Here is a 22,913-nt window from a genome sequence, read left to right as displayed (position 1 = left end):
GCTAAAGCGTCGTCCGCTCGAACCCCGGAGTTGGCCGCGCCAACGTTATTCCGGGGTTTTTCATTTGCGGAGACCATTCATGGCGGACTACCTTTTTACTTCCGAGTCGGTTTCGGAAGGCCATCCCGACAAGGTTGCGGATCAGATTTCCGATGCCATTCTCGACGCGATCTTCGAACAGGATCCGCGATCGCGTGTAGCAGCCGAAACGCTGTGCAACACCGGTCTGGTGGTGCTGGCGGGCGAAATCACCACCAATGCGCACGTCGACTACATCCAGGTCGCGCGCGACACCATCCGCCGCATCGGCTACGACAACACCGAGTACGGTATCGACTACAAGGGCTGTGCGGTCATGGTCTGCTATGACAAGCAGTCCAATGACATCGCCCAGGGCGTGGATCACGCCTCCGACGACCATTTGAATCAGGGCGCCGGCGACCAGGGTCTGATGTTCGGCTATGCCTGCGATGAAACGCCCGAGCTGATGCCCGCGCCGATCTGGTATGCGCACCGTTTGATGCAGCGCCAGAGCGAGCTGCGCAAGGATGGCCGCCTGCCCTGGCTGCGTCCGGACGCGAAGAGCCAGGTCACATTCCGCTACGTAGATGGCAAGCCGGTCGAGATCGATACTGTGGTGATCTCCACCCAGCATGCGCCGGACGTGTCCCAGGAAACGATCCGCGAAGCGGTGATCGAGGACATCATCAAGGCGGTCATTCCAGCCGAGCTGCTGAAGAATCCGAAGTACTTCGTGAATCCGACCGGCCGCTTCGTGATCGGTGGCCCGCAGGGCGATTGCGGCCTGACTGGCCGCAAGATCATCGTCGACACCTACGGTGGCGCTGCGCCGCACGGTGGTGGCGCTTTCTCGGGCAAGGATCCGTCCAAGGTCGACCGCTCCGCAGCCTACGCGGCCCGTTATGTGGCCAAGAACATCGTGGCGGCCGGTCTGGCTCGTCAGTGTCAGGTGCAGGTGGCGTACGCGATCGGTGTCGCCCACCCCATGAACGTGACGGTGTTCACCGAAGGCACCGGCATCATCTCTGACGAGAAAATCGCCGCGCTGGTCAATGAGCATTTTGACCTTCGTCCGAAGGGCATCGTGCAGATGCTCGACCTGCTGCGCCCGATCTATCAGAAGACGGCGGCTTACGGCCATTTCGGCCGTGCCGAGCCGGAGTTCAGCTGGGAAGCGACCGACAAGGTCGAAGCGCTGCGCGCTTCCGCAGGCCTCTGATTCAAGGTCTACGCGGCGTCCGGAAAGGGGAGCGCAAGGCTCCCTTTTCTGTTTTCAGGCGCAGGCACCGCGTTGTGTGATGCGGTTTTGCACTGGCGATGCGGATTGTTCCGGCTATAATCCGGCCATTCCGAGGAGCGCTGCGAGACCGGACCTGACATTCGCTCAGGCCATCCCAGGCTCGGATTCCCGGCCAAGCCGGGCTGCTTCAACTGCGCTCACCTGATCAACCGTGCCGGCACGGGATGATGGTGAGCTTCCTGCAAGTCCGCTCCCCTCCTGCCCGGCCACCTGTTCAAGGAGAACACCGTGGCTCAATTCAATGATTACGTCATCACCGATCTCACGCTGGCCGACTGGGGCCGCAAGGAGATCCGCATTGCCGAAGGCGAAATGCCCGGCCTGATGGCCATTCGCGAAGAATTCGCGAAATCGCAGGCCCTCAAGGGCGCCCGCATTACCGGCTCGCTGCACATGACGATCCAGACCGCCGTGCTGATCGAGACGCTGACTGCGCTCGGCGCCGAAGTCCGCTGGGCTTCGTGCAACATTTTCTCGACCCAGGATCACGCCGCCGCCGCGATCGCCGCTGCCGGCATTCCCGTGTTCGCCAAGAAAGGCGAGACGCTGGTCGAGTACTGGGATTACACCCACCGCATCTTCGAGTGGGCCGACGGCGGCTACTCGAACATGATCCTCGACGACGGTGGCGACGCGACCCTGCTGCTGCATCTTGGCGCCCGCGCCGAGAAGGACATCTCCGTGCTGGCCAATCCGGGCTCGGAAGAGGAAACCATTCTCTTCGCCGCGATCAAGGCCAAGCTCGCCACAGACCCGACCTGGTATTCGGTGCGTCTGGACAAGGTCCGTGGCGTGACCGAAGAGACCACCACCGGCGTGCATCGCCTGTATCAGATGCATGCGCGGGGCGAGCTCAAGTTCCCGGCGATCAACGTCAATGACTCGGTCACCAAGAGCAAGTTCGACAACCTCTACGGCTGCCGCGAATCGCTGGTCGATGGCATCAAGCGTGCAACCGACGTGATGGTCGCGGGCAAGATCGCCGTGGTCTGCGGCTATGGCGACGTGGGCAAGGGTTCCGCCCAAGCGCTGCGCGCCCTGTCGGCGCAGGTGTGGGTCACCGAGATCGACCCGATCTGTGCGCTGCAGGCGGCCATGGAAGGCTATCGCGTGGTGACGATGGAATACGCAGCCAGCCAGGCGGACATTTTCGTGACGACCACTGGCAACTACCACGTGATCCGACACGAGCACATGGTGGAAATGAAGAACAATGCCATCGTCTGCAACATCGGTCACTTCGACAACGAGATCGATGTCGCTTCGCTGGAAAAGTACCAGTGGGAAGAGATCAAGCCGCAGGTCGACCACGTGATCTTCCCGGATGGCAAGCGGATCATCCTGCTGGCCAAGGGCCGTCTGGTGAATCTCGGCTGTGCGACCGGCCATCCGAGCTACGTCATGTCGTCGTCCTTCGCCAACCAGACCATCGCCCAGATCGAGCTGTTCACCAAGACGGCAGAGTATCCGGTTGGTGTCTACACCCTGCCGAAGCATCTGGATGAGAAGGTTGCCCGTCTGCAGCTCAAGACCCTGAACGTGCAGCTCACCACGCTGACCCAGCAGCAGGCCGACTACATCGGAGTGCCGGTGGAAGGCCCCTACAAGGCTGACCACTACCGTTACTGATCGACGGGCCGGTCGAGCGCCGGCCATCACGAACATGGCCTGCACCCTCGCGTGCAGGCGTGAGGAAAGCGATATGAGCAAAAAGCTCGATTTCAGTCTCGAGTTCTTTCCGCCGGCCACGGCGGAAGGGGTCGAGAAGCTTCGCGCTGTGCGAAGTGAATTGGCGGTGCTGGGGCCGGATTTTTTTTCCGTGACTTACGGAGCGGGCGGCTCCACCCGCGACCGCACCCTGCAGGTCGTACGTGAAATACGTGAGGCTGGCATTGAGGCTGCACCTCATCTTTCCTGCATCGGCGCTACTCAGCAGAGTATCCGCGATCACCTCGCCGAGTTCCGTTCAATGGGGGTGAAGCGGATCGTGGCCTTGCGAGGCGATCTGCCCTCCGGCATGGCGGACCCGGGCGAGTTTCGCTATGCCAGCGAACTGGTTGGATTCATTCGCCAGGAGACCGGGGATGAGTTTTTCCTCGAGGTTGCTTCGTACCCTGAGGTGCATCCCCAGGCACGCAGTTATGACGCCGATGTGCGGGCATTTGCCAACAAGGTTCAGGCGGGAGCGAATTCCTCGATTACCCAGTATTTCTACAACGCGGACGCCTACTTCAGTTTTGTCGATGCCGCGCGGAAGGCGGGCGTGACGATTCCCATCGTGCCGGGCATCATGCCGATCGCGAGTTTCAGCAAGCTCGCCAGGTTTTCGGAGAGCTGCGGGGCGGAGATTCCTCAATGGATGCGCCGCAGGTTTGAAGGCTTTGGTGACGATGCCGAGGCTATCCGTGCGTTTGGACTGGATGTTGTCACGCGCCTGTGCGAACAGCTGATTTCGGGTGGCGCTCCCAGCCTGCATTTCTACACGCTGAATCAGGCCGGCATGACGCGCGAACTTGTTCACCGGCTCGGGCTTGCCAAATAAAATTCAGAAAGTGCTTGACGGTTCTTGGTCTCTTGCCTACAATGCTGATTCTTCGCTTCCGGCGGGTCGTTAGCTCAGTTGGTAGAGCAGCGGACTTTTAATCCGTTGGTCGCAGGTTCGAATCCCGCACGGCCTACCACCAATAGGGAAGAAAAGCGAAGCAGGTTTCGGGGGTATAGCTCAGTTGGTAGAGCAGTTGACTCTTAATCAATTGGTCGTAGGTTCGAATCCTACTGCCCCCACCAAATAAACCGTCTGCATGCAGGCGGTTGAAGCAGAAAGCCCGACTCAATCGAGTCGGGCTTTTTGCTTTTCAGCGTGCGGCTGCTCGGGAAATCTGCTGGAAAACCGGCTCTGTTTGGTTAAAGAAATGTCAATTGCATTTTTCAGGGCATTGTTCTGGAAGGCTTTTTTGTGATGCTCCGGTAAGCCGGATAAAGACGGGGCATTTCCGTTCATTGCGCCGGGAGGGGCGTCAATAAGGTGAGCCTTTTTGTTCTGGGGTTCATCATGCATTCTCGTTGCAGGAATTTCGCCGCAGCTGTTTGCGTCGGCACTGTCCTCGCTGCATGTGGTGGTGGGGGCGGAGGGGGTGGGGCTTCCGACTCAGGAAGTTCATCGTCTGCCAGCCATACGCTGGGAGGAACGGTGAGCGGACTGACAGCAAGTGGCCTCGTGCTTGGAAATGGAGATGCCACCTTGTCCGTCGCGGCGGGGGCGTCGAAATTCAGCTTTGGCACGGCTTCCGGGAGTTATGCGGTCAGCATTGTCACTCAACCGGATGGCCAGACCTGTTCGGTTGCCAATGGCACCGGGACGATCGTGTCCAGTGTCAGCGATGTGGCAGTCAGTTGTCGCGGCTACATGGCCTACGTGACCAACTCGGGCAGTAACACCCTGGCCCAGTTCAGCGTCGCGGCAGGCACTGGCAGCCTCTCGGCGCTCTCGACTGCCGTGATGGCGGCAAATTATTCTCCCTATGCCATCGTCCTGAGTCCGGATGGAGCTCGGGCTTATGTGGCGCATCAGGACAACAAGCAGATCGGCGCGTACAAGGTCGGCGCGGACGGTTCGCTGACCAGCCTGGGAGTGGCCAGTGCGGGGAGCAACAGCTATGCTCTCGGAATGGGGGCGGCGGGAACGACGCTGTATGTCGCAAACTACGGAGCAGCGAGTGTCTCCCAGTTTTCAATCGCAGACTCGGGTTTGCCTGTCATGCTGACGCCCGCGACCGTCACCGCGGGCGTAAATCCTGCCGCGCTCTCCGTGACGCCTGACGGTCGGTTCGCCTATGTCGCGAATGCCAGTGACAACACCATTTCCCAATACGCGGTCAGCAGTACCGGTGCGCTTGTCTCGTTGGGGGCGGTCGTCAGCACGGGCAGCACCTCTTCCCCGATTGCGCTGGCCGTGGATCCGGATGGTTCGCATCTGTATGCCGTTCTCGCGGATGCCCAATTGGTGGCGCAATATGCGATCGGAAGCGCTGGCACACTGAGCAGTCTGTCACCCGCCAGCGTTGCGACGGGGCTTGTGCCCAGGTCGATCGTCATTACTCCGAACGGGAAGTACGCCTATGTTGCGAATTCGGGCAGTGGTACGGTGAGTCAGTACGCCATCACGTCCGGTCGATTGACGGCACTTGCAACGGCGAGCGTGATTGCAGGGCAGGGAGTGAATGCGCTCGCGGTGACGCCGGACGGGCGTTATGTCTATGCGGTCAATGGTGTCGACGCGACCGTGTCGCAATATGCGATCCAGTCGGGCGGCGGCCTGTCGGCACTGTCGAGCGGCGCCGTCTCGACCGGTGGGCAGAAACCGAGCGCGATTGCCGTGCGCTGAGTGGAAGCGAGGCCTGCCCCGGCGGGCCTCAAAGGCTGCAGAAGGTCAGTTCGAAGGGAATGTCGTGTTCGGACTGGCGAGCACGAGATACGACGTCCGGCGCGACGAAACGAATGTTGAATGCATACTTGTTGGCGCTGATCTCCGGAACGGCGGAGACGTCACGGGCGAGGCGCACGCGAACAAGCTGGGCGCTTCGCCCTGCCATCATGACCTGATAGCTGCCGCGTTTGGCGGTCTGGTTTTCAGGGCGGCCACTTTCGCGCAGCAGTCGGAGCACGATGGTCAGCCCGTCACGGATCGGCAGCATCGGCGCGAGCCAGCCTTCGATGTCCTGACGGCGGCGTGAAATGTCCCGATTGAGCCAGAAGTGATACGAAGGCAGATCGAATTCGCAGACTCCGCCAGGAATCGCGGTGCGTGACCGGATGGCCATCAGCCACTCGGATTCACGCAGGTACTGGCCGATGCGGCCGGCCATGGCGAGCAGGGCACTGCTTGCCTGCTCGATTTCATACAGGGCGCCCGATAGTGCTTCTTCCGATATCTGGGGATTGTCGCGGAAAGCCAGCAGGATCTGGCGTTGTCGTTCGAGTTCCTGAACCAGATCGACCTTCAGGTCGGCGCGGCTCGCGACATCAAGTATCTCGAACAGCGCGAGCAGCGCCGTGTGGTGTTCATAGGCGCCGTCTGCGAGCGAGAAGTGGAGGACCTTTTCGAACAGGTCTTCCAGTCTGAGCAGTGTGCGAATGCGTTCGCCGAGAGGGTATTCGTATGTAATTACCACTACCAGTCGCCGGATGGAGGTTCTGCATCGGGTTATTTTGACCGTGCATCATATCACCTGCGATTCTGCTAAAGGTTCCGGGCTGCAGTGATATAGCGCTGATGCAATAGTGAAACCTGTGCAGGCAATGCCAGGGGGCTGCCGCTGTTGTCGATGACATCATCTGCTGCCGCCAGTCGGGCCTCCCGTGTGGCCTGACTGGCGATGATTTTCAACGCCTCGGTGCGCGACAGTCCGCTGCGCTGCATGACCCGTTGCAGTTGCGTGGCTTCGTCGCAGTCGACGACCAGAACGCGCTGGCACCAGGGCAGGTAATGCCCGGTTTCCACCAGCAGCGGCACGATCAGTAGCGCATAGGGCCCGGCAAGCTCTTGCAGGGCAGTCTGGCAGGCCGTCCGGATCATCGGGTGAAGGATGTCTTCCAGCCTTTTTTTTGCGGCCGGGTCAGAGAAGACTCGGGCCCGCATGGCAGAGCGATTCATTGCACCGTCTTGGGTGATGAATCCGGGGCCGAAGTCTGCCGCGATGCGAGGCATGGCCTCGCCGTCCGGAGCAGTGAGCGCGCGGGCGATTTCATCGGTATCGATCAGGGTCGCGCCGAGGGCGCCGAACGCATTGGCGACAGTTGTCTTGCCGCTCCCGATGCCGCCCGTCAGGCCAACCACGAGGCGGGCAGAGTCAGCCGCCTGCGCCACACTCTTCGCTCTGTGCGGACTTGAGCCGGGACCGGATCTCGCTGCCGGTCGCCTGCAACTGTGCGCTCATGCCGTGAATCTCGATTCGCGCGGCTTTGCCTGTGTTGTCACGCGTGGTGATGATGGCGGTCTTGATGTTCTTCTTCTGCAGTTGCTCGACGAGCCGGTGTGCCGCGTCTTCATTGCGGAACAGCCCCAGCGAAATGGCGTACTGGTTCGGGCCGGACTCGCGGATGATGATGAAATCGGTGATGCCTGCCTTGGCCAGGATTTCGCCGCGCCGGTTGGCGCCGTCCTTGCCACCGGAGGCCGGTATGTTGACCCAGTACGAGCTGGGCTGTACGCCGTTGACCTTGAGCTTGAGCGCGCTGCCGGAAGGGGCGGTCAGCGATTTGATCGCTTCGACATCAGCGTTGCCCAGGTTGGCAAACGCAATGCAGGCCGGGGTGTCGGTAGCGGGCAGGGGCGCTGGTTGCGGGGCGGGCGGTGCTGTCGCGGCGACCGTATCGTTGTTGCTGGTCGTTTTTGCCTCCTGAAGCAGCACGATTTTCTCGGGGACGAGCTGGCGCTTGATGCGCTCGGACTCGCCTGGCGCCTGCCAGGGCGCGTGGAGGCCCGCGAAGCTCATGCCGCTGAGAACGGCCAGCACGATGTTGCCGGCCAGGAGGAGATAGAAAAACGTCCGGAAGAGATGCATGGGCGCATTATCCTGCGAGCGCGCGGAGTGTCCAAGCCCTGTCTGTCAGCTCGTACTCGAATCGAGCGCCACTGCAAGCAAACCGTCCAGAACCAGCCCCGGCCGCAGGCTTGCGGCAATCTGCAGGTGTGGCTTGATGCGCTCGGCGTTCCCGCCGGTCAGGATGATCTGCGCACCGTCCCCGAGCAGTCTGGCCATGCGTTCGATGGCTCCTGCCTGAGCCAGGAGGCAGCCGGTGGCGATGGCGTCATGCGTGTTGCGCGGAGGAAGTTTCAGGTTCCCGGTGCTCAGCGGGAGCCCGGCAGTCCGGCGCACGAGGCTGTCCAGCATGGTTTGCAAGCCCGGCAGGATGCAGCCGCCGGCGAAATGGCCGTCTGCGCGCACGATATCGATTGTCGTAGCCGTGCCGCAGGAGACGACCAGGCATTCGGATTGCGTGAGGCGCCGTGCCGCAATGGCGGCGGCCCAGCGATCGCTGCCCAGCGCTCCAGGCCGCTCGTAGTCGTTGATCAGCCCGCAGCGGCTGGCGCTGGCGCTCAGCCATTCCACCGGTGCCGCAAAACTGTCGATGACCTTGCTGATCTGCTGGCCGACTGCGGCACCGGCAACGTTTGACACGACAATCCCAGTCGGAATCAGGCCGTCCGGCAGCAGGAGCTCGGGCGCCAGACCGTTGGTGTCGTTCTGCAGGATCCACTGCCGGCCATCGTGAAGGCCATATTTGAGCCGACTGTTGCCCGCGTCGATGAGCAGATGCATGGTCAGTGGGTTTCCGTCCGGATCCGGAGACTCAGGTCTCCGGCGTTGAAGGAGATGAGGCCGCTGGCGGTTTCCAGCCGCAGCGCGCCCTCGTCGCCCACTCCACGACAGATGCCTTCGATGCGTTCGCGATCCCCCGACAGCTCGACGGGCTTTCCGGCGAATGCGTCCCGGCGGTTCCAGTCTTCTCGAAAGGGCGGAAACCCCAGCATGCTGAACTGATCGAGCGTTGCGGCGAGGCGCAGCAGAACGGATGCGAGGACGGCTTCGCGTGCAATGAGATGGCCCGAGGCTTCGATGGACGTGACGGCCCGGCCCGCATCATGTGTCCAGCCGGGATTCTCGCGCAGATTGAGACCGATGCCGATGACGAGCGATTCACCGCCTGACGCGGTTTCAATCAGGATGCCACCCAGCTTGGCGTTCTCCCGCCAGATGTCATTCGGCCACTTGAGTCCGATGCCGGTGACTTCGAGCGCTTCGAGTGCCTGGGCGACAGCCAGGCCAACCACCAGGCTGAGCCCGGACAAATCCTGGCGCTCAGGTCGTCTCCAGAGCAACGAAAAGGTCAGGCTGTCGCCCGGGGCGGAGAGCCAGTGCCGCCCGCGCCGCCCGCGACCGGCATGCTGCCGGTCACAGATGACGACAAGCCCGGAGGGGCCGCCGTTGGCGGCGCGCCTGAGCAGCTCGCTATTGGTCGAGTCGCACTCCGGGAGATGGTCGACGTCAAAACGCGCCGCGGTGGCGCCAAGCAGGCCAAGGAGGGCAGGGTAGTCAAAACCCGGAGCGGAAGACATCGGCGTGACAGAAAGCAAATGGCCGAGTCTAGCTGATTTGCCCCGGGCTTCACGCCGGTTCGGCGCGTGCCGGGGCTGATCGTACGTGTTTCAGTCGTCGCCGCGCCCGGCGTCAATGCCGAGCTCCTGGATCTTGCGGGTGATCGTGTTGCGCCCGATTCCCAGCAGCTGCGCGGCTTCGACGCGTCTGCCGCCCGTGTTGGCCAGCGCGCGCAGGATAAGGTTCTTCTCGAATTCCCGGTTGAGGCGATCAAAGACTTCGCCGGGTGATGAGGCGATGAGCCGGTCAACCTCCGAATTCAGCGAAGAAAGCCAGTCGCCGCCCGCAGCATGGTGCCCTGAGGTGCCGGGCGTGTGTTCGCGCATTTCCACCGGCAGGTCCGCGACGTCAACGGTCTGGCCGGGGGCCATGACGGTCAGCCAGTGGCACAGATTTTCCAGCTGGCGAACGTTGCCCGGAAAGTCGAACGCCTGAAGGCGCTTGAGTGCCGCCTCCGTCAGGCGCTTGCTCTCGACATTGAGCTCCTGGCTGCTGTGCGCGAGAAAGTGCTTGGCCAGCAGGGGGATGTCTTCGCGGCGCTCCCGCAGCGGGGGCAGGCGCAGGCGGATGACGTCCAGACGATGGAAAAGGTCTTCGCGGAACAGCCCGTCACGGACACGTTGCTCCAGATGCTGGTGGGTGGCGGCAATCACGCGAACGTTTGCCTTGACCGGGGTGTGTCCGCCCACACGGTAGAAGTGGCCGTCGGAGAGGACGCGCAGCAAGCGGGTCTGAAGCTCGGCCGGCATGTCGCCGATTTCATCGAGGAAGAGGGTGCCGCCCTCGGCCTGCTCGAAGCGGCCGCGACGCTGGGCGGCTGCGCCGGTGAAGGCGCCCCGCTCATGGCCGAAGAGTTCGGACTCAAGCAGATCCCTCGGGATCGCGGCCGTGTTGATGGCGATGAAGGGGCCGTCCTTGCGTGGGCTGTGACGGTGCAGCGCTCGTGCGACAAGCTCCTTGCCGGTGCCTGACTCGCCATTGATCATCACGGTGGCGGAAGACTGCGACAGGCGGCCGATTGCGCGGAAAACCTCCTGCATGGAAGCCGCGTGGCCGAGGATTTCAGGCACCGTGCTGCTCTCGACTTCCGCACCATCCTGGGGCGTGGCTTCCTTGAGCGCACGCTGCAACAGGTCCAGCGCCTGGTCCACATCAAAGGGTTTGGGCAGGTATTCGAAGGCGCCACCCTGGAAGGCCGATACTGCGCTGTCCAGGTCCGAGTAGGCGGTCATGATGATCACCGGCAGGTTCGGGTGTCTTTCCTTGACGCGCTGGAGCAGCACGAGACCGGAGTCGCCCGGCATGTGGATGTCGGAAATCAGGACCTGGGGCGGCGCACCATTGGCGTCCAGCACGGCCAGGGCTTCGGTGGCGGAGGAGAAGCTGCGGAAAGCGATGTTTTCTCGTGCAAGGGACTTTTCAAGGACCCAGCGGATGGAGCGGTCGTCGTCAACGATCCAGACAGCATTCATGTTGAGCATTTCCGTTCATGTCTTTTTTGGTATCGGACTTCAATTCTCAAGCCTGGGTGATCGGCAGGAGGATGGTGAAGCAGGTGCGGCCGGGATGGCTCTCGAGTTCGATGGTGCCCTGATGCTGTTCGACAAAGCTCTGTGCAATGGAGAGACCCAAGCCCGTGCCGCCTTCCCGACCTGAAACCAGGGGGTAAAAAATCTTGTCGCGGATATCCACGGGGATTCCCGGTCCGTTGTCGATGACTTGCAATTCCAGTGCCAGTTTGTGGCGTCGCTTGGCCAGGGTGACCTGACGGGCAGCCCTCGTCCGCAGCGTCACCACGCCATGCTCGTTCATGGCCTGGGCTGCATTGCGCGAGATGTTCAGCACGGCCTGGATGAGCTGTTCCCGGTCCGCGGTCAGCATCGGCAGGCTCACGTCATAGTCGCGTCTGACGGTTACCTGGGGGAACTCGGCCTGGATGAGCCGCAACACGCGTTCGAGCACGTCATGAACGTTCACGACGGTCGGATGCATCATGCGATGCGAGTTGAGCAGACGGTTCATCAGATCCTGGAGGCGGTCGGCCTCGGCGATGATCACCTGCGTGTATTCGCGCCACTCCGGATCGTCCAGCTCGCGCTCCAGAAGCTGGGCGGACCCCCGGATGCCGCCGAGCGGGTTCTTGATTTCGTGCGCCAGGTTGCGGACCAGCTCGCGATTGACCTGTTGCTGCTCGGCCAGGCGCTCTTCGCGCGCGACCTTCAGTTGGGCGTCAATGGGGCGGAACTCAAGCAGCAGGCGTGCAGGGGGCAGGTCTACCGGGGTGGCCGTGCAATCGAGATGCAGGGATTGCGCGCTGGGTCGGGTCACCGTGAGGTTCTGGCCGGTATGGCTCCAGTTGTTCGCCAAGGCGTTGTCGAGCGCTGCCCAGAGTCCGGGAAGGTCGCCGATCAGGGCGGACAGATGGTGCCCGAGGCACTGTCGGCTGCTGGTGGAAAACAGATGTTCGGCAGACGGATTCACATAGCAGATCGAGCGATCCGCACTGATCAGTACCACCGCGGAGGAGAGCAGTTCCAGCCCGGCGGTGGAGCTGCTCAGCGGACTGGGATTCGGAGTCGGGCGTGAAGGGCTCATAAGGAGACCAGTCATGCAAGAATCGAGCCGTTCACCTCAGCGCAGACGTGACAGTTCCTTTGTCAGCGCCTCGATGTTGCGTTCATGAAGCGCGACCCTGTCCTTGTAGGACTGCAGTCGATCGAGATACTTCTGGTAGTTGCGCTCATCCCCGTTGCGCACGGCTTCCTGTTCGGCCAACTCCTTGCGCGCCGTCGCCAGCAGTTTCTGTTCCGTTTCGAGTTCGTTCTGGAGAATCTGGCGACGATCGGAGTCGCGGCTCTTCTGGGTGTCGTCCGTGACCCGCGGGAAGGAAGGCGGAGTGGCATTGCCGGCGCTGCCGGGCTTGCGTGCGGCTGGAACCGAATTGACCGGCTGCTCCTTGGTCATCAGCGTGCAGGAGCTGGACTTTCCGGAGGCGGGCTTGTTGTTCGTGTAGGTCGTGTGCCCGCTGTCGTCGACGCACTTGAAAACGTCGGCGTGAGCCGCCGGCACAAGCATGCAGGCGCAAAGGACGAGCGCGTGCTGGATCGGTTTCATCTTGACTTCCATGATGGATACAGTGGTCAGTGTACGGCCGGCCGGACAAAACGCAATATCCGGGGAGACCAGCGTCATGCCGGGCTGAAGGATGTCCGAGGTAAAAAAAAGGACGGGCAGCGCCCGTCCTTTCATGCTTCCTGAATTTCAGGCCGCGTTACAGCGAGTAGTACATGTCGAACTCGACCGGGTGGGTCGTCATACGGGTGCGATTCACTTCACCCATCTTCAGTTCGATGTAGGCGTCAATGAAGTCGTTGCTGAACACGCCACCGCGGGTCAGGAACTCGCGATCCTTGTCCAGCGCTGCCAAGGCTTCTTCCAGCGAAGCGCAGACGGTCGGGATGGCTGCATCTTCTTCCGGCGGCAGGTCGTACAGGTTCTTGTCAGCCGGATCGCCCGGGTGAATCTTGTTCTGCACGCCGTCCAGACCGGCCATCATCAGGGCCGAGAAAGCCAGGTACGGGTTGGCCAGCGGATCCGGGAAGCGGGTCTCGATGCGGCGGGCCTTGTCCGACTGCACGTGCGGGATGCGGATCGAGGCAGAACGGTTACGGGCCGAGTAAGCCAGCTTGACCGGTGCTTCGAAGTGCGGAACCAGACGCTTGTAGGAGTTGGTGCCCGGGTTGGTGATCGCGTTCAGTGCCTTGGCGTGCTTGATGATGCCGCCGATGTAGTACAGCGCGAACTCGGACAGGCCGGCATAGCCGTTGCCTGCGAACAGGTTCTTGCCGTCCTTCCAGATCGACTGGTGAACGTGCATGCCCGAACCGTTGTCGCCAACGATGGGCTTCGGCATGAAGGTGGCGGTCTTGCCGTACTGGTGCGCAACGTTGTGCACCACGTACTTCAGGGTTTGCGTCCAGTCGGCGCGCTGAACCAGCGTGCTGAACTTGGTGCCGATTTCGTTCTGGCCAGCGGTGGCCACTTCGTGGTGGAACACCTCGACCGGGATGCCCAGTTCTTCGAGGATCAGCACCATCGAAGCGCGGATGTCCTGGTGGCTGTCGACCGGGGGAACCGGGAAGTAACCGCCCTTGACGCTGGGGCGGTGACCGATGTTGTTGCCGTCCTGGTCTTCAGCGGTTGCCCAGGCACCTTCGTCAGACTTGATCTTGACGAAGCAGCCGGAGATGTCGGCAGCCCAGCTCACGCCGTCGAAGATGAAGAATTCGGGTTCCGGGCCGAAGTAGGCGGTGTCGCCCAGGCCGGAGGACTTCAGATAGGCTTCAGCGCGCTTGGCGATGGAGCGCGGGTCGCGGTCGTAACCCTTGCCGTCGGACGGTTCGATGACGTCACAGGTGATGAACACGGTGGTTTCGTCGAAGAAGGGGTCAACCTTCGCCGTCGAAGCATCGGGCGACAGCAGCATGTCGGAAGCCTGGATGCCCTTCCAGCCAGCGATGGAGGAGCCATCGAAAGCGTGGCCGTGCTCGAACCACTCATCATTCACGATATGCGACGGGATGGTGACGTGCTGTTCCTTGCCGCGGGTATCGGTGAAGCGCAGGTCCACGAACTTAGCGTCGCTTTCCTTGATGAGCTTGATTACGTCTTGAGGGGTCATTTCACTCTCACTCCTGGTGTGTTGAACCGAGTTGTCGAACCTGTCCGCTACCGGGTTACGGTTGCGCGTGAACGTGGGGTTGAAAGCACTTTGCATGCCATTATTAGTGGCAGACTGGCTAAAACACGGGTTCCGGCCGGATGGGCAGCGGGGCGCAGGGCCGGCTGATTGTGCCATAAAGCCGGAGTCGTCCGTGCGTTCGCTTGTTTGCACCTTTGTGGTGCCTTCGATGGTGCGTGATGCACCAGAATGCATCTGCCGTGATTTGACTCCGGACGGGCCTTATACTTTCGGCTCTTGTTCCGTACCCCTTGCAGGCGTCCCATGCAAACCTTGAGCGATACCCTGAAGCTCGGCCGAGAACGTGCCGAGAAAACGCGCCTGCCGTATGACGGCGCCCTGACTCCGCACGAGGCGCATCTTGTACTGGAGCATGCTCCCGGTGCGCGGATTGTCGATGTTCGCACACGTGCGGAGCTTGATTGGGTCGGGCGCATTCCCGGAGCGGTCGAGATCGAGTGGAATGCGTGGCCTGGCGGCGTGCCGAATCAGCATTTCATCGAGGAGTTGCGCCAGCAGGTGGATCCGGAGTCCCTGTTGTTATTCATCTGTCGAAGTGGTGCACGTTCGCATAACGCCGCGATGGCTGCTGCAGCGGCCGGTTTCACGGCGTGTTACAACGTGCTTGAGGGCTTCGAGGGCGACAAGGATGCGCACGGGCACCGTGGCCGGATCGGTGGCTGGCGTCATGCGGGCCTGCCCTGGTTCCAGTCCTGAGTCCGTCGGTCGCCCTCTCCGTTTTTCCTTGATCAACAGATTTCCATTCAGCAGGGCCCAGGGGGCTCTGTTTTGCCTGAAAGTGGTTTCCGAAGCATGCAGACAGCCGTCATTTCCTTCGATCAGTTCAACAGCCTCAAGGATGAGGATGCTCACGCCCGTATCCGGGCTGCCCGCCAGAAACTGGGCGAGCGCGTGGTCTTGCTCGTCCATCACTACCAGCGTGCCGATGTATACCAGCATCGCGACCTGACCGGCGACTCGCTGAAACTCTCCCGTCTGGCTGGCGAGGCGAATGCGGAGTACATCGTATTCTGCGGCGTGCATTTCATGGCGGAAGTGGCTGACATCCTATCCAAGCCGGAGCAGATCGCGATCCTGCCGGATCTGGCCGCAGGCTGTTCGATGGCGGACATGGCCAATCTCGCCAAGGTCGAACGTTGCTGGCGCGAGTTGCGTGAAGTGCTGGGCAAACCGGACGAGTTCGTGACGCCGGTGACTTACATCAATTCGGCCGCTGACCTGAAGGCCTTCTGCGGCGAACATGGCGGCATCGTGTGCACCTCCAGCAATGCGCCGAAGATTCTTGAGTGGAGCTTTGCGCAGCGCGAGAAGATCCTGTTCTTCCCGGACCAGCATCTGGGGCGCTGGAGCGGCTACAAGATGGGCATTCCGCTGGAGGACATGGCGGTCTGGGATCCGGACCAGCTCTATGGCGGCCTGACGCGCGAGCAGATCAAGCGCGCGAAGATGCTCCTGTGGAAGGGACACTGCGCGGTTCATCAGATGTTCCAGCCCTCGCACATTGCCAACTGGCGCAAGCAGAATCCGGACGGTATCGTCATCTCTCATCCGGAATCCGCTTTCGACGTCTGTCTGAATTCCGACTATGTCGGCTCCACCGAATACATCCTCAAGGTGGTGAAGGAAGCGGCACCGGGCACCAAATGGCTGGTGGGGACCGAGCTGAACCTCGTCAATCGTCTCGCCGAAGAGGTGAAGCACGAGGGCAAGCTGGTGCAGTTCATGTCGCCCATGGTGTGCATGTGTTCGACCATGCAGCGCATCGATCCGCAGCATCTGGCCTGGACGCTGGAGAACCTTGCCGAAGGACGTGTGGTGAACCGGATCACCGTACCGGCTCACGAAGCCGGGCTGGCCAGGCTTTCGCTGGAGCGGATGCTGGCCGTTTCCTGACATTGCCTGGGGGCTCATGACAAGCCGACTGTGCGTTTGCAGCTACAACATTCACAAGGGCTTCTCGCAGCTCAATCGCCGCATGGTGATTCACGAGTTGCGCGAGCGTCTGAGGGAGCTCGACCCTGATGTGGCGCTGCTGCAGGAGGTTCAGGGCCTGCACCTGAAGCACGGCTTGCGTCACGCGAACTGGCCCGCTCAGCCCCAGCATGAGTTCCTCGCAGGCTCCGCATTGCATGCGGCCTACGGCGGCAATGCGGCTTATGACCACGGGCATCATGGCAACGCGATCCTGTCGCGCTACCCGATCCTGCGCAGCAGCAATCACGACGTCACCCAGCACCGCCTTGAGCGGCGCGGGATTCTTCACTGCGAGATCGCGTTGCCGGGGGCTCCCGTGGTCCACTGCCTGTGCGCGCATCTTTCGCTGACCGAAGGCCAGCGCAGGCGGCAACTGATTGCGCTGGCTGCGTACATCGAGAAAGTGATTCCGAGCCGGGCGCCTTTGATCCTGGCGGGCGATTTCAACGACTGGCGCCAGACCGCCAGTGATTGGCTGGCCGCTCGTCTCGGGCTGAAAGAAGCCTTCGTCGAGCTGCATGGACAAGCGGCCCGTTCCTTTCCGAGCCGCATGCCGGTGCTGTCGCTTGACCGCGTCTATCTGCGTGGCCTGCAGCCGCTGACGGCCCGTGTGCTCTGGGGGGCGCAGTGGTCGGGCTTGTCTGATCACGCGCCGCTGGCGGTGGAGCTGCAGCTGCCATGAAGCTTCGCCCGCTTGGCGGCAACCGGATCGATCTGCTCTGTTGCGGTGCGGAGTATTTCCCCGCACTGATTGCCGCAATTGATGCCGCCAGACATGAGGTGTTGCTCGAAACCTACATCTTCGCGCGCGATGACACCGGCGCTGCGGTGCTGGCGGCCTTGCGGCGCGCGGCATCCCGTGGCGTGGATGTGCGCTTGCTGGTGGATGGCTTCGGGGCGAAGGGGTTTGTGGATGAGATGTTCGGTTCGCTCGAGGCGGAGGGCATCCATCTGCGGGTCTTCAGGCGCGAGCTCACGAAATTCTCGCTTCAGCGTCATCGCCTCCGCCGCATGCATCGCAAGCTGGTGGCGATCGATGGGCGAACTGCTTTCGTGGGCGGCATCAACATTGTTGACGATGTTGATCCGCGTTCGCCGGCCCCGCATCGCTTCGATTTCGCGGTGCGCATCCAGGGGCCGCTGGTCACGCGCGTCCACGCAGCCATGACGCGCCTGTGGCGTCTGGTCTCCTGGGCGAGTTTCCGCGCCCGCAGGCCGGACTTCGAGTCCGGTATCGTGCCGGCACGCGCGCGCGCCGGAGCGCTTCGGGCGACTTTTCTGGTGCGGGACAATCTGCGCCACCGCCGCGATATCGAGAGCGCCTATCTCGATGCCATCCGCAAGGCGCGTGCTGAGATTGTCATTGCCAACGCGTATTTCTTTCCTGGCGGTGCTTTCAGGCATGCGCTGATGGATGCCGCGAAGCGCGGTGTCAGGGTGACGCTGCTGCTGCAGGGGCGCATCGAGTACTGGCTGCTGTATCACGCCTGCCGGGTGTTGTATCCGCACCTGATGGAATCCGGCGTGCGCATCGTCGAATATCGCAAGAGCTTTCTGCATGCCAAGGTGGCCGTGATCGACAATGCCTGGGCGACCGTGGGCTCCAGCAATATCGACCCTTTCAGTCTGCTGCTGGCGCGCGAGGCCAATGTGGTGGTGTTCGACGAGGGGTTTGCGGTCCGCTTGCGTGCCCGGCTTGAGGAAGCCATCGACGATGGCGGTGCGCTGCTGGAACCGGATCACTGGGTGCGTCTGGGCTGGTGGCAGCGTACGCTCGACTGGTGCTGCTTTGGCTTGCTCCGTTTCCTGATGGGGGTTGCCGGCCTGGCTCGCCGGGCTGCCTAGTCGGGATTTGGCGCTGCCGGAGCCAGCGTGCGCTGACGCGGGATGCGGGCCAGCGACCAGTTCGCGCGCGCCCAGGCCCAGACCGCGGCCAGACCCTCGGCTTCCAGACCCGCCGGCGCGGGTTGTCCGAGTCGTCTCAGTGCCATCGCCAACTGGTCTGCCGCGCGTGTCGACTCGATGGGGGCCGCAAGGGTTTGCTTGGAAAGCTTTTCGCCTGCGGCATTCGTCAGTACCGGAAGGTGGGTCCAGGCCGGGTGGGGCAGCTCCAGCAGGCGCTGCAGATGATATTGCCGGCCTGTCGAATCGAGCAGATCGGCGCCGCGTACGATGTGCGTGACGCCCTGCCAGGCATCATCCACGACGACGGCCAACTGATACGCGAACTGGCCGTCGGCACGCAACAGCACGAAGTCGCCCGTGCTCTCGGCCAGTCGCTCATGCTGCAAGCCCTGGAGAGCGTCCTGCCATTCGATGAGCGCCGCATCCGTTCGGCAACGCCAGGCGCGTGGCGAGCGCCCAGCGGGCAGGCCCTCGCGACAGGTGCCGGGATAACGCAGTGAGCCGTCGGGCGCACGCAGGGCGGAGTCCGCGATTTCGCGACGGCTGCAGCCGCAGGGGTAGGCGAGGCCGCGCTGACACAGCTGGTCCAGGCTGTGCTGATAGGCCTCCAGCCGTTGGCTTTGCCAGAGCACCTCACCGTCCCACTCGAAGCCGAAAGCCTCGAGCTGGCGGAGGATGTGGTCTGCTGCGCCGGGCTGCGTGCGAGGGGCGTCGACGTCCTCCATACGCAGCAGCCAGCGGCCATTATGCGCACGCGCTTCCAGGCAGGAGGCGAGCGCGGCAAGCAGTGAGCCTTCATGCAGGGGCCCGGTGGGCGAAGGGGCAAACCGGCCGGTGTAGACGGCTGTTGTCGTCATCCCGGAGGCTCAGTCCTGGCGAGCTTCCTGCGTGGAATCGTCGCCCAGAAGCAGCGACTGGATGACGGAGACGAGATGTGAGGCTGTCTGCCGGGTTTTCTGCATGTAGCCATTGACCGGGAAGCGCCCGGCAAGCCCGCTTTCCTGTTCGCTGCCCGGCTGGCCCGAGCGGATCAGGATTTTCAGATCGGTCAGGCCCATTCTGCCGCGCAGCGTGTCGACCAGTCGAAGGCCCGCGTCCGGCGTTTCCATGATGACGTCCAGCAGGACGAGATCGATCCGGCCCGTTTCGCGGATGAGTGCTTCGGCGCCTGCTGCCGAGTAGGCGTGCAGGAATTCCAGCGGCCGGCCGCCGATCCGGATCCTGCGCAGCGTCAGCGTCGTGGCTTCGTGCACCTGGGGCTCATCGTCCACGATGAGCAGCGTCCAGGGCTGAATCGACTCCATGGCGCGATCTTCCGGCGCCGGCTCGTCCTGAAAGCATATGAATGTGTCGCTGCCGCTGCTCAGCAGGCCGGTGGCGGCATACCAGTCGAGATGGGTGATGCTGCCGCATGACTCGTGCGGCGTACTGAAGTTGTCTTTGCTCATGACGGTTCATCCCGCAGGTGGCCCGGCTTGAGGCCGGTCCGCCTGCTCCAGGGCGGCTCAGACGTTAAACAACAAGTCTGACTGAAAAGGCTTGCCAGTTCTACGTGTGGGCGCTTGCGTCATTGATTTGTACCCGTTTTCATACCCGCAATTAAAGACACTGCCTTGAAAACGAAACCGCGGGGGTCTGCATGGGCTGCGGGGCGATGAGGCTGCCCGCACCCCATGCAGGATGATACGGTTGGTGTGCCGTCAAGGCCAAGCCCTAGCGGGCGCCTGCGGCGGCCTTGACGGAATAGCGACCGGGGGGGTGAAAACGAAGAAAAACCCTGGGTTGCATAAAATATTAGTTTTTAGGAAGCCAGAGCCCTGGCTCGCCGAATTTTTTCCAGATCAAAAACCTTACCGAGACGAGAAAAATCTTCCTTTATCTCTCCGTCCAAGTCAGGCAGAAAATGCCTTAGAAGCTCCATTTTCATATGGACATTTTCAGCGACATCAAAGGAGCTCAGCCCAAGTTGAGTCCTAAGGATTTTAAGTGCGTTATATATAAGCTCGGGCTTTTCAAAAGGGATGAGCTTGTCTTCGTCTTCGGACGTCGCCTGACCTTTGCGATTCAATCCATAAATAATGCCGCTCTTATACTGACTCTCAGTGATAAGGCCAAGTTGACGGGCTCTATACAAAATCGCAGCCTTACTAACCTTCCATTCCATCTTGAGCTGAACAATGCCCGGCCAGTTCAGTGAGGACCCTTTTAGCTTAGGGAAGGCTTTTACGAAAGTTCCACGTGGAAGCAGAAAAGCCCCAGCAAATCTGTTTGCCTCTGATTCTGTAGTTCGATCTCCCGTCAACTGAGATTCATGCATAACAAAGTGCCCGATTTCATGGGCCAAGTCGAAACGAACCCGACAGGCAGAACCTTTTGAATTATTCGTAACAATAATAGGACGTTGAGACGATATAGATAGCGCGTCTACTTTTTCTGAAACGTCATGGAAAGTAGTAACAACAGCCCCTGCATTCTCGGCGACACGAATAACGTTGTCGATCGGACCCAGCCCTAGCTCCCATAAGCTTCTGCAACGCTCTGCAGCACGTTCTATATCATCTGGCGACGAAACTTCAAAAGACGGGAAGTTGCATTCTGGCAAACGCAACTTCTGATCGATAAATGCTACAAACCTTCTAAAAAGCTCACCTTTTGCTTGGGCGGCCTGTTTCATCGTTACTGGAGTGCTGGCAAGCTTACGGAAATGATAAGCATCGTCACACAACATAACACCCGAGCGCTCGAAAAAGAACTCGGGTGCCACATTCAAGAATTTTGCCAAACCTCTGATTAGATCAGGTGTAGGTTGATCCCGCCCCATCTCAACTCGATGGATGTACTGGCGGGATTTTTCTACGGCATCCCCAACTTCATTCAGGGATAGTCCTTGACACTGCCTAGCAAGCTTGAGGTTTGTGCCATTGAATTCAATATTCATACCCTCACTTCATTGTTCCTGTGTCACTTTGACGGTCATTTTCGTCATTGCGAACACCGATGTGTGCAGGTTGTTGCTCAACAGCCGCAGGGATTGTTTCATCCAGCGACTGCAAGACCACAACCTGACCGTAACGCCATTCAGTAACTGCAATTTCCGTACTGTTATACCCGACGAAATAAATTTCGGGGTCATTTTCATCGTTGACTGGTCTTTCCACGATGAACCGAAAAATCACAGGAGTTTCATCATCTGGCGCAAACAGCTGGTCTGACGCATTGCGGCGCCAAAACCCTTTTTTCTTTGGTGATTCATGATCGTCACGAAAGAAACGAAATGGAACCCCAGAAATCTCACAAGTAATATCCATGCCTCCGGCACCAAGCGTTAGCCATGGATAGCTTGAACTCTGTGCCATAGAAATCAACCGATTTCTGCATCTTCCAAAAAAGGTAGCTCCGCGAGTGTAGTTACAATCATCACTTGTGCTTAAACGCTCGATGACTCCGTTGTGCACTTCAAGAAACGCGCGGGCAATGGTATTCAAGCGATCTTCTGTAAGAGCTGCTTTGTGCTGCCAGGGAAGCGATTTGTTCACGGAGTCACCTTTGGTGCAGATGGACGATTTTGTCACCTTGGATTCTGGTGCAAAAAATCAACTACGTCAACCAACTTCGCTATGTGGGTGAAACCCGCAAGAAGTCTGCATGGGTTGCGGGGCGATGAGGCTGCCCGCACCCCATGCAGCAATGATGCGTTTCAGTGCGCCATCAAGGCCAAGCCCTGGCGGGCGCCTGCGGCGGCCTTGACGGAAGAGCGTCAGCTGGGTGCTGAGAGGATGTACAGCCATACCGTCACCGTTCTGGTCGAAACAGAGCGGCGTCATATCGCCAAACATCTGAAAGTCTTAGAGAGTCCGCGGCTGAGAAATCAATATAAAGCAACCTCACCTCTTGATCAGTCATAAAACGCGCTTCATCAAGATCAATGATTACTTCCCATCTTGGAGAAGGGCGAACCCACGAAACTAATTTCTCCATGAATAGGTGCGGTCGCACGCCAACCCGCCGTGGAAAGAACTCTTTAACCAGAATGCGGTCTGGCGCCTCAAGCGCAACGGCCCACCGCAGCATGCTTAGCGGTAGGTGCCCAAGCACTGCCAACTCTCTCTCAACCAACTCCGCTAATCCATTGCTGAAATTGATGAGTGCCGTACCCTGAGAAGATGGCTGCCGCAATAAGATCCAGACGTGACGTCCGCTTTCAGTGTAACGCGCTCGGTGCTGAACATAGGCCATGCAAGGGCCTCCGCCCCAGCCTACAATGAATCGGCGATTCCATCCGAGATACCCATGATCTCCGCCGAGAAAGTCCGCCGAATCCAGAGGCTGCCAGTGGCCGTTGGGATGGAGCGCTTCAATGGCCCAGTGAGGAATGCCGTCTGGCGACCATTCAGGTTGGTTCGGTGGAACCGGCACAGACTGCCAATAAATCCAAGCATCTCCTACAAGGTATTCATCGTCATCACGAGAGAACCGATCAAATCCAGGCGCATCGGAGCGGATACGCTGCAAGACAATAGGGTCGCCTGCGGAATTTGTCGCCGCAGCGTGCTTGAGGGCCGCTTCCCACGTTCTCCAAACGCAAAATCGGTATACCCCGTGATCCGCAGGCAGGCGCTCCAGAGCGGACAGCACTTGTTGATGGTCAAAAGAACCGGCAGGCCCTTTCACTCGCCTGCCCCGTAAAACCGGGTCTGCACGCTGATTTTGAAGACATTTCAAACGATCATAGCGATATACGTACATAAGCTCGTTCCCACATTGAAATGAAAATCACCGAGACAGAGCGCTT

Annotated in this window: 23 protein-coding genes, 2 tRNA genes and 1 riboswitch; of the genes, 10 read left to right on the top strand and 15 right to left on the bottom strand. The window is 60.6% G+C overall.

Going from position 1 to position 22,913, the window contains the following annotated elements:
* The first annotated feature begins 79 nt into the window (after positions 1-79).
* The 5 genes from metK to ABDB87_RS04145 all read left to right on the top strand — a co-directional run bounded on the left by metK (position 80) and on the right by ABDB87_RS04145 (position 4,108).
* Entirely contained in the window at positions 80-1,240 is a 1,161-nt protein-coding gene (gene metK, locus ABDB87_RS04165; RefSeq protein ID WP_345924321.1) for a methionine adenosyltransferase, read from the top strand.
* 126 nt (positions 1,241-1,366) lie between these two features.
* Positions 1,367-1,467, top strand: a riboswitch (S-adenosyl-L-homocysteine riboswitch).
* Between the two features lie 82 nt (positions 1,468-1,549).
* Entirely contained in the window at positions 1,550-2,950 is a 1,401-nt protein-coding gene (ahcY, locus tag ABDB87_RS04160) for an adenosylhomocysteinase (protein ID WP_345924319.1), read from the top strand.
* A gap of 34 nt (positions 2,951-2,984) precedes the next feature.
* Positions 2,985-3,863 carry a methylenetetrahydrofolate reductase [NAD(P)H] gene (gene metF, locus ABDB87_RS04155; RefSeq protein ID WP_385918171.1) on the top strand — a complete coding sequence of 293 codons (879 nt, stop codon included), beginning with the start codon at positions 2,985-2,987 and terminating at the stop codon, positions 3,861-3,863.
* A gap of 63 nt (positions 3,864-3,926) precedes the next feature.
* Positions 3,927-4,002, top strand: a tRNA-Lys gene (locus tag ABDB87_RS04150).
* Between the two features lie 30 nt (positions 4,003-4,032).
* Positions 4,033-4,108: transfer RNA gene (locus ABDB87_RS04145), tRNA-Lys, on the top strand.
* A gap of 43 nt (positions 4,109-4,151) precedes the next feature.
* Here ABDB87_RS04145 and ABDB87_RS04140 read toward each other — a convergent pair.
* Entirely contained in the window at positions 4,152-4,379 is a 228-nt protein-coding gene (locus ABDB87_RS04140) for a hypothetical protein (protein ID WP_345924317.1), read from the bottom strand.
* Positions 4,380-4,511: 132 nt separating this feature from the next.
* Here ABDB87_RS04140 and ABDB87_RS04135 point away from each other — a divergent pair, with 132 nt between their 5' ends.
* Positions 4,512-5,705 (top strand): beta-propeller fold lactonase family protein, encoded by a 1,194-nt coding sequence (locus ABDB87_RS04135; RefSeq protein ID WP_345924316.1) that lies wholly within the window; start codon positions 4,512-4,514, stop codon positions 5,703-5,705.
* A gap of 28 nt (positions 5,706-5,733) precedes the next feature.
* On the opposite strand, the gene zapD is transcribed toward ABDB87_RS04135, so the two are convergent.
* From zapD to glnA, 9 genes are all read right to left on the bottom strand, one after another.
* Positions 5,734-6,492: a cell division protein ZapD gene (gene zapD / locus ABDB87_RS04130; RefSeq protein ID WP_345924315.1), complete on the bottom strand. Its 759-nt coding sequence runs from the start codon at positions 6,490-6,492 to the stop codon at positions 5,734-5,736.
* A gap of 68 nt (positions 6,493-6,560) precedes the next feature.
* Positions 6,561-7,187, bottom strand: coding sequence for a dephospho-CoA kinase (coaE, locus tag ABDB87_RS04125; protein WP_345924313.1), 627 nt, complete (start codon positions 7,185-7,187; stop codon positions 6,561-6,563).
* The gene (locus tag ABDB87_RS04120) at positions 7,171-7,884 is read right to left on the bottom strand and encodes an SPOR domain-containing protein (RefSeq protein ID WP_345924312.1); all 714 of its coding nucleotides are present in this window, start codon (positions 7,882-7,884) and stop codon (positions 7,171-7,173) included. Before ABDB87_RS04120 ends, coaE begins: the two co-directional genes overlap by 17 nt.
* A 45-nt stretch (positions 7,885-7,929) precedes the next feature.
* Positions 7,930-8,643 carry a type III pantothenate kinase gene (locus tag ABDB87_RS04115; RefSeq protein ID WP_345924310.1) on the bottom strand — a complete coding sequence of 238 codons (714 nt, stop codon included), beginning with the start codon at positions 8,641-8,643 and terminating at the stop codon, positions 7,930-7,932.
* Between the two features lie 2 nt (positions 8,644-8,645).
* Positions 8,646-9,440 carry a biotin--[acetyl-CoA-carboxylase] ligase gene (locus ABDB87_RS04110; RefSeq protein ID WP_345924308.1) on the bottom strand — a complete coding sequence of 265 codons (795 nt, stop codon included), beginning with the start codon at positions 9,438-9,440 and terminating at the stop codon, positions 8,646-8,648.
* Positions 9,441-9,530: 90 nt separating this feature from the next.
* The gene (gene ntrC, locus ABDB87_RS04105; RefSeq protein WP_345924306.1) at positions 9,531-10,952 is read right to left on the bottom strand and encodes a nitrogen regulation protein NR(I); all 1,422 of its coding nucleotides are present in this window, start codon (positions 10,950-10,952) and stop codon (positions 9,531-9,533) included.
* Between the two features lie 46 nt (positions 10,953-10,998).
* Positions 10,999-12,075: a nitrogen regulation protein NR(II) gene (glnL, locus tag ABDB87_RS04100; protein WP_345924688.1), complete on the bottom strand. Its 1,077-nt coding sequence runs from the start codon at positions 12,073-12,075 to the stop codon at positions 10,999-11,001.
* Positions 12,076-12,111: 36 nt separating this feature from the next.
* Entirely contained in the window at positions 12,112-12,594 is a 483-nt protein-coding gene (locus ABDB87_RS04095) for a DUF4124 domain-containing protein (protein WP_345924304.1), read from the bottom strand.
* Positions 12,595-12,751: 157 nt separating this feature from the next.
* Positions 12,752-14,161: a type I glutamate--ammonia ligase gene (gene glnA, locus ABDB87_RS04090; RefSeq protein WP_345924302.1), complete on the bottom strand. Its 1,410-nt coding sequence runs from the start codon at positions 14,159-14,161 to the stop codon at positions 12,752-12,754.
* Between the two features lie 324 nt (positions 14,162-14,485).
* Here glnA and ABDB87_RS04085 point away from each other — a divergent pair, with 324 nt between their 5' ends.
* The 4 genes from ABDB87_RS04085 (at position 14,486) to clsB (ending at position 18,061) form a co-directional block, all read left to right on the top strand.
* Positions 14,486-14,938: a rhodanese-like domain-containing protein gene (locus ABDB87_RS04085; protein ID WP_345924300.1), complete on the top strand. Its 453-nt coding sequence runs from the start codon at positions 14,486-14,488 to the stop codon at positions 14,936-14,938.
* A 96-nt stretch (positions 14,939-15,034) separates the two neighbouring features.
* On the top strand, positions 15,035-16,135 hold the full coding sequence (gene nadA / locus ABDB87_RS04080) for a quinolinate synthase NadA (RefSeq protein WP_345924298.1): 1,101 nt from the start codon (positions 15,035-15,037) through the stop codon (positions 16,133-16,135).
* A 16-nt stretch (positions 16,136-16,151) separates the two neighbouring features.
* Positions 16,152-16,898, top strand: coding sequence for an endonuclease/exonuclease/phosphatase family protein (locus ABDB87_RS04075; protein ID WP_345924296.1), 747 nt, complete (start codon positions 16,152-16,154; stop codon positions 16,896-16,898).
* Positions 16,895-18,061 carry a cardiolipin synthase ClsB gene (clsB, locus tag ABDB87_RS04070; RefSeq protein WP_345924294.1) on the top strand — a complete coding sequence of 389 codons (1,167 nt, stop codon included), beginning with the start codon at positions 16,895-16,897 and terminating at the stop codon, positions 18,059-18,061. The genes ABDB87_RS04075 and clsB overlap by 4 nt, the downstream gene beginning before the upstream one ends.
* On the opposite strand, the gene gluQRS is transcribed toward clsB, so the two are convergent.
* The 5 genes from gluQRS to ABDB87_RS04045 all read right to left on the bottom strand — a co-directional run bounded on the left by gluQRS (position 18,058) and on the right by ABDB87_RS04045 (position 22,867).
* Positions 18,058-18,978 (bottom strand): tRNA glutamyl-Q(34) synthetase GluQRS, encoded by a 921-nt coding sequence (gene gluQRS, locus ABDB87_RS04065; RefSeq protein WP_345924291.1) that lies wholly within the window; start codon positions 18,976-18,978, stop codon positions 18,058-18,060. The two genes, clsB and gluQRS, sit on opposite strands and share 4 nt — an antisense overlap.
* A 9-nt stretch (positions 18,979-18,987) precedes the next feature.
* Complete coding sequence (locus ABDB87_RS04060; protein ID WP_345924290.1) at positions 18,988-19,569, bottom strand: response regulator; 582 nt, start codon at positions 19,567-19,569, stop codon at positions 18,988-18,990.
* A gap of 353 nt (positions 19,570-19,922) precedes the next feature.
* Entirely contained in the window at positions 19,923-21,059 is a 1,137-nt protein-coding gene (locus ABDB87_RS04055) for a helix-turn-helix domain-containing protein (RefSeq protein ID WP_345924289.1), read from the bottom strand.
* A gap of 4 nt (positions 21,060-21,063) precedes the next feature.
* Positions 21,064-21,657 carry a hypothetical protein gene (locus ABDB87_RS04050; protein WP_345924287.1) on the bottom strand — a complete coding sequence of 198 codons (594 nt, stop codon included), beginning with the start codon at positions 21,655-21,657 and terminating at the stop codon, positions 21,064-21,066.
* A 256-nt stretch (positions 21,658-21,913) separates the two neighbouring features.
* The gene (locus tag ABDB87_RS04045) at positions 21,914-22,867 is read right to left on the bottom strand and encodes a hypothetical protein (RefSeq protein WP_345924285.1); all 954 of its coding nucleotides are present in this window, start codon (positions 22,865-22,867) and stop codon (positions 21,914-21,916) included.
* Positions 22,868-22,913: the final 46 nt, after the last annotated feature.

It is taken from the genome of Uliginosibacterium paludis (genome assembly GCF_039631355.1).
Classification (GTDB): Bacteria; Pseudomonadota; Gammaproteobacteria; order Burkholderiales; family Rhodocyclaceae; genus Uliginosibacterium; species Uliginosibacterium paludis.
This window is presented reverse-complemented; position numbering and strand designations above follow the sequence as displayed.

Bases quoted from the DNA above. Each gene is read 5' to 3' on its own strand.
- metK (WP_345924321.1), top strand. From the start codon at position 80: ATGGCGGACTACCTTTTTACTTCCGAGTCGGTTTCGGAAGGCCATCCC.
- metF (WP_385918171.1), top strand. From the start codon at position 2,985: ATGGCCTGCACCCTCGCGTGCAGGCGTGAGGAAAGCGATATGAGCAAA.
- ABDB87_RS04140 (WP_345924317.1), bottom strand. From the start codon at position 4,379: ATGCATGATGAACCCCAGAACAAAAAGGCTCACCTTATTGACGCCCCT.
- ABDB87_RS04120 (WP_345924312.1), bottom strand. From the start codon at position 7,884: ATGCATCTCTTCCGGACGTTTTTCTATCTCCTCCTGGCCGGCAACATC.
- ABDB87_RS04115 (WP_345924310.1), bottom strand. From the start codon at position 8,643: ATGCATCTGCTCATCGACGCGGGCAACAGTCGGCTCAAATATGGCCTT.
- ABDB87_RS04110 (WP_345924308.1), bottom strand. From the start codon at position 9,440: ATGTCTTCCGCTCCGGGTTTTGACTACCCTGCCCTCCTTGGCCTGCTT.
- ntrC (WP_345924306.1), bottom strand. From the start codon at position 10,952: ATGAATGCTGTCTGGATCGTTGACGACGACCGCTCCATCCGCTGGGTC.
- glnL (WP_345924688.1), bottom strand. From the start codon at position 12,075: ATGAGCCCTTCACGCCCGACTCCGAATCCCAGTCCGCTGAGCAGCTCC.
- ABDB87_RS04095 (WP_345924304.1), bottom strand. From the start codon at position 12,594: ATGAAACCGATCCAGCACGCGCTCGTCCTTTGCGCCTGCATGCTTGTG.
- glnA (WP_345924302.1), bottom strand. From the start codon at position 14,161: ATGACCCCTCAAGACGTAATCAAGCTCATCAAGGAAAGCGACGCTAAG.
- ABDB87_RS04085 (WP_345924300.1), top strand. From the start codon at position 14,486: ATGCAAACCTTGAGCGATACCCTGAAGCTCGGCCGAGAACGTGCCGAG.
- nadA (WP_345924298.1), top strand. From the start codon at position 15,035: ATGCAGACAGCCGTCATTTCCTTCGATCAGTTCAACAGCCTCAAGGAT.
- ABDB87_RS04075 (WP_345924296.1), top strand. From the start codon at position 16,152: ATGACAAGCCGACTGTGCGTTTGCAGCTACAACATTCACAAGGGCTTC.
- clsB (WP_345924294.1), top strand. From the start codon at position 16,895: ATGAAGCTTCGCCCGCTTGGCGGCAACCGGATCGATCTGCTCTGTTGC.
- gluQRS (WP_345924291.1), bottom strand. From the start codon at position 18,978: ATGACGACAACAGCCGTCTACACCGGCCGGTTTGCCCCTTCGCCCACC.
- ABDB87_RS04060 (WP_345924290.1), bottom strand. From the start codon at position 19,569: ATGAGCAAAGACAACTTCAGTACGCCGCACGAGTCATGCGGCAGCATC.
- ABDB87_RS04055 (WP_345924289.1), bottom strand. From the start codon at position 21,059: ATGAATATTGAATTCAATGGCACAAACCTCAAGCTTGCTAGGCAGTGT.
- ABDB87_RS04045 (WP_345924285.1), bottom strand. From the start codon at position 22,867: ATGTACGTATATCGCTATGATCGTTTGAAATGTCTTCAAAATCAGCGT.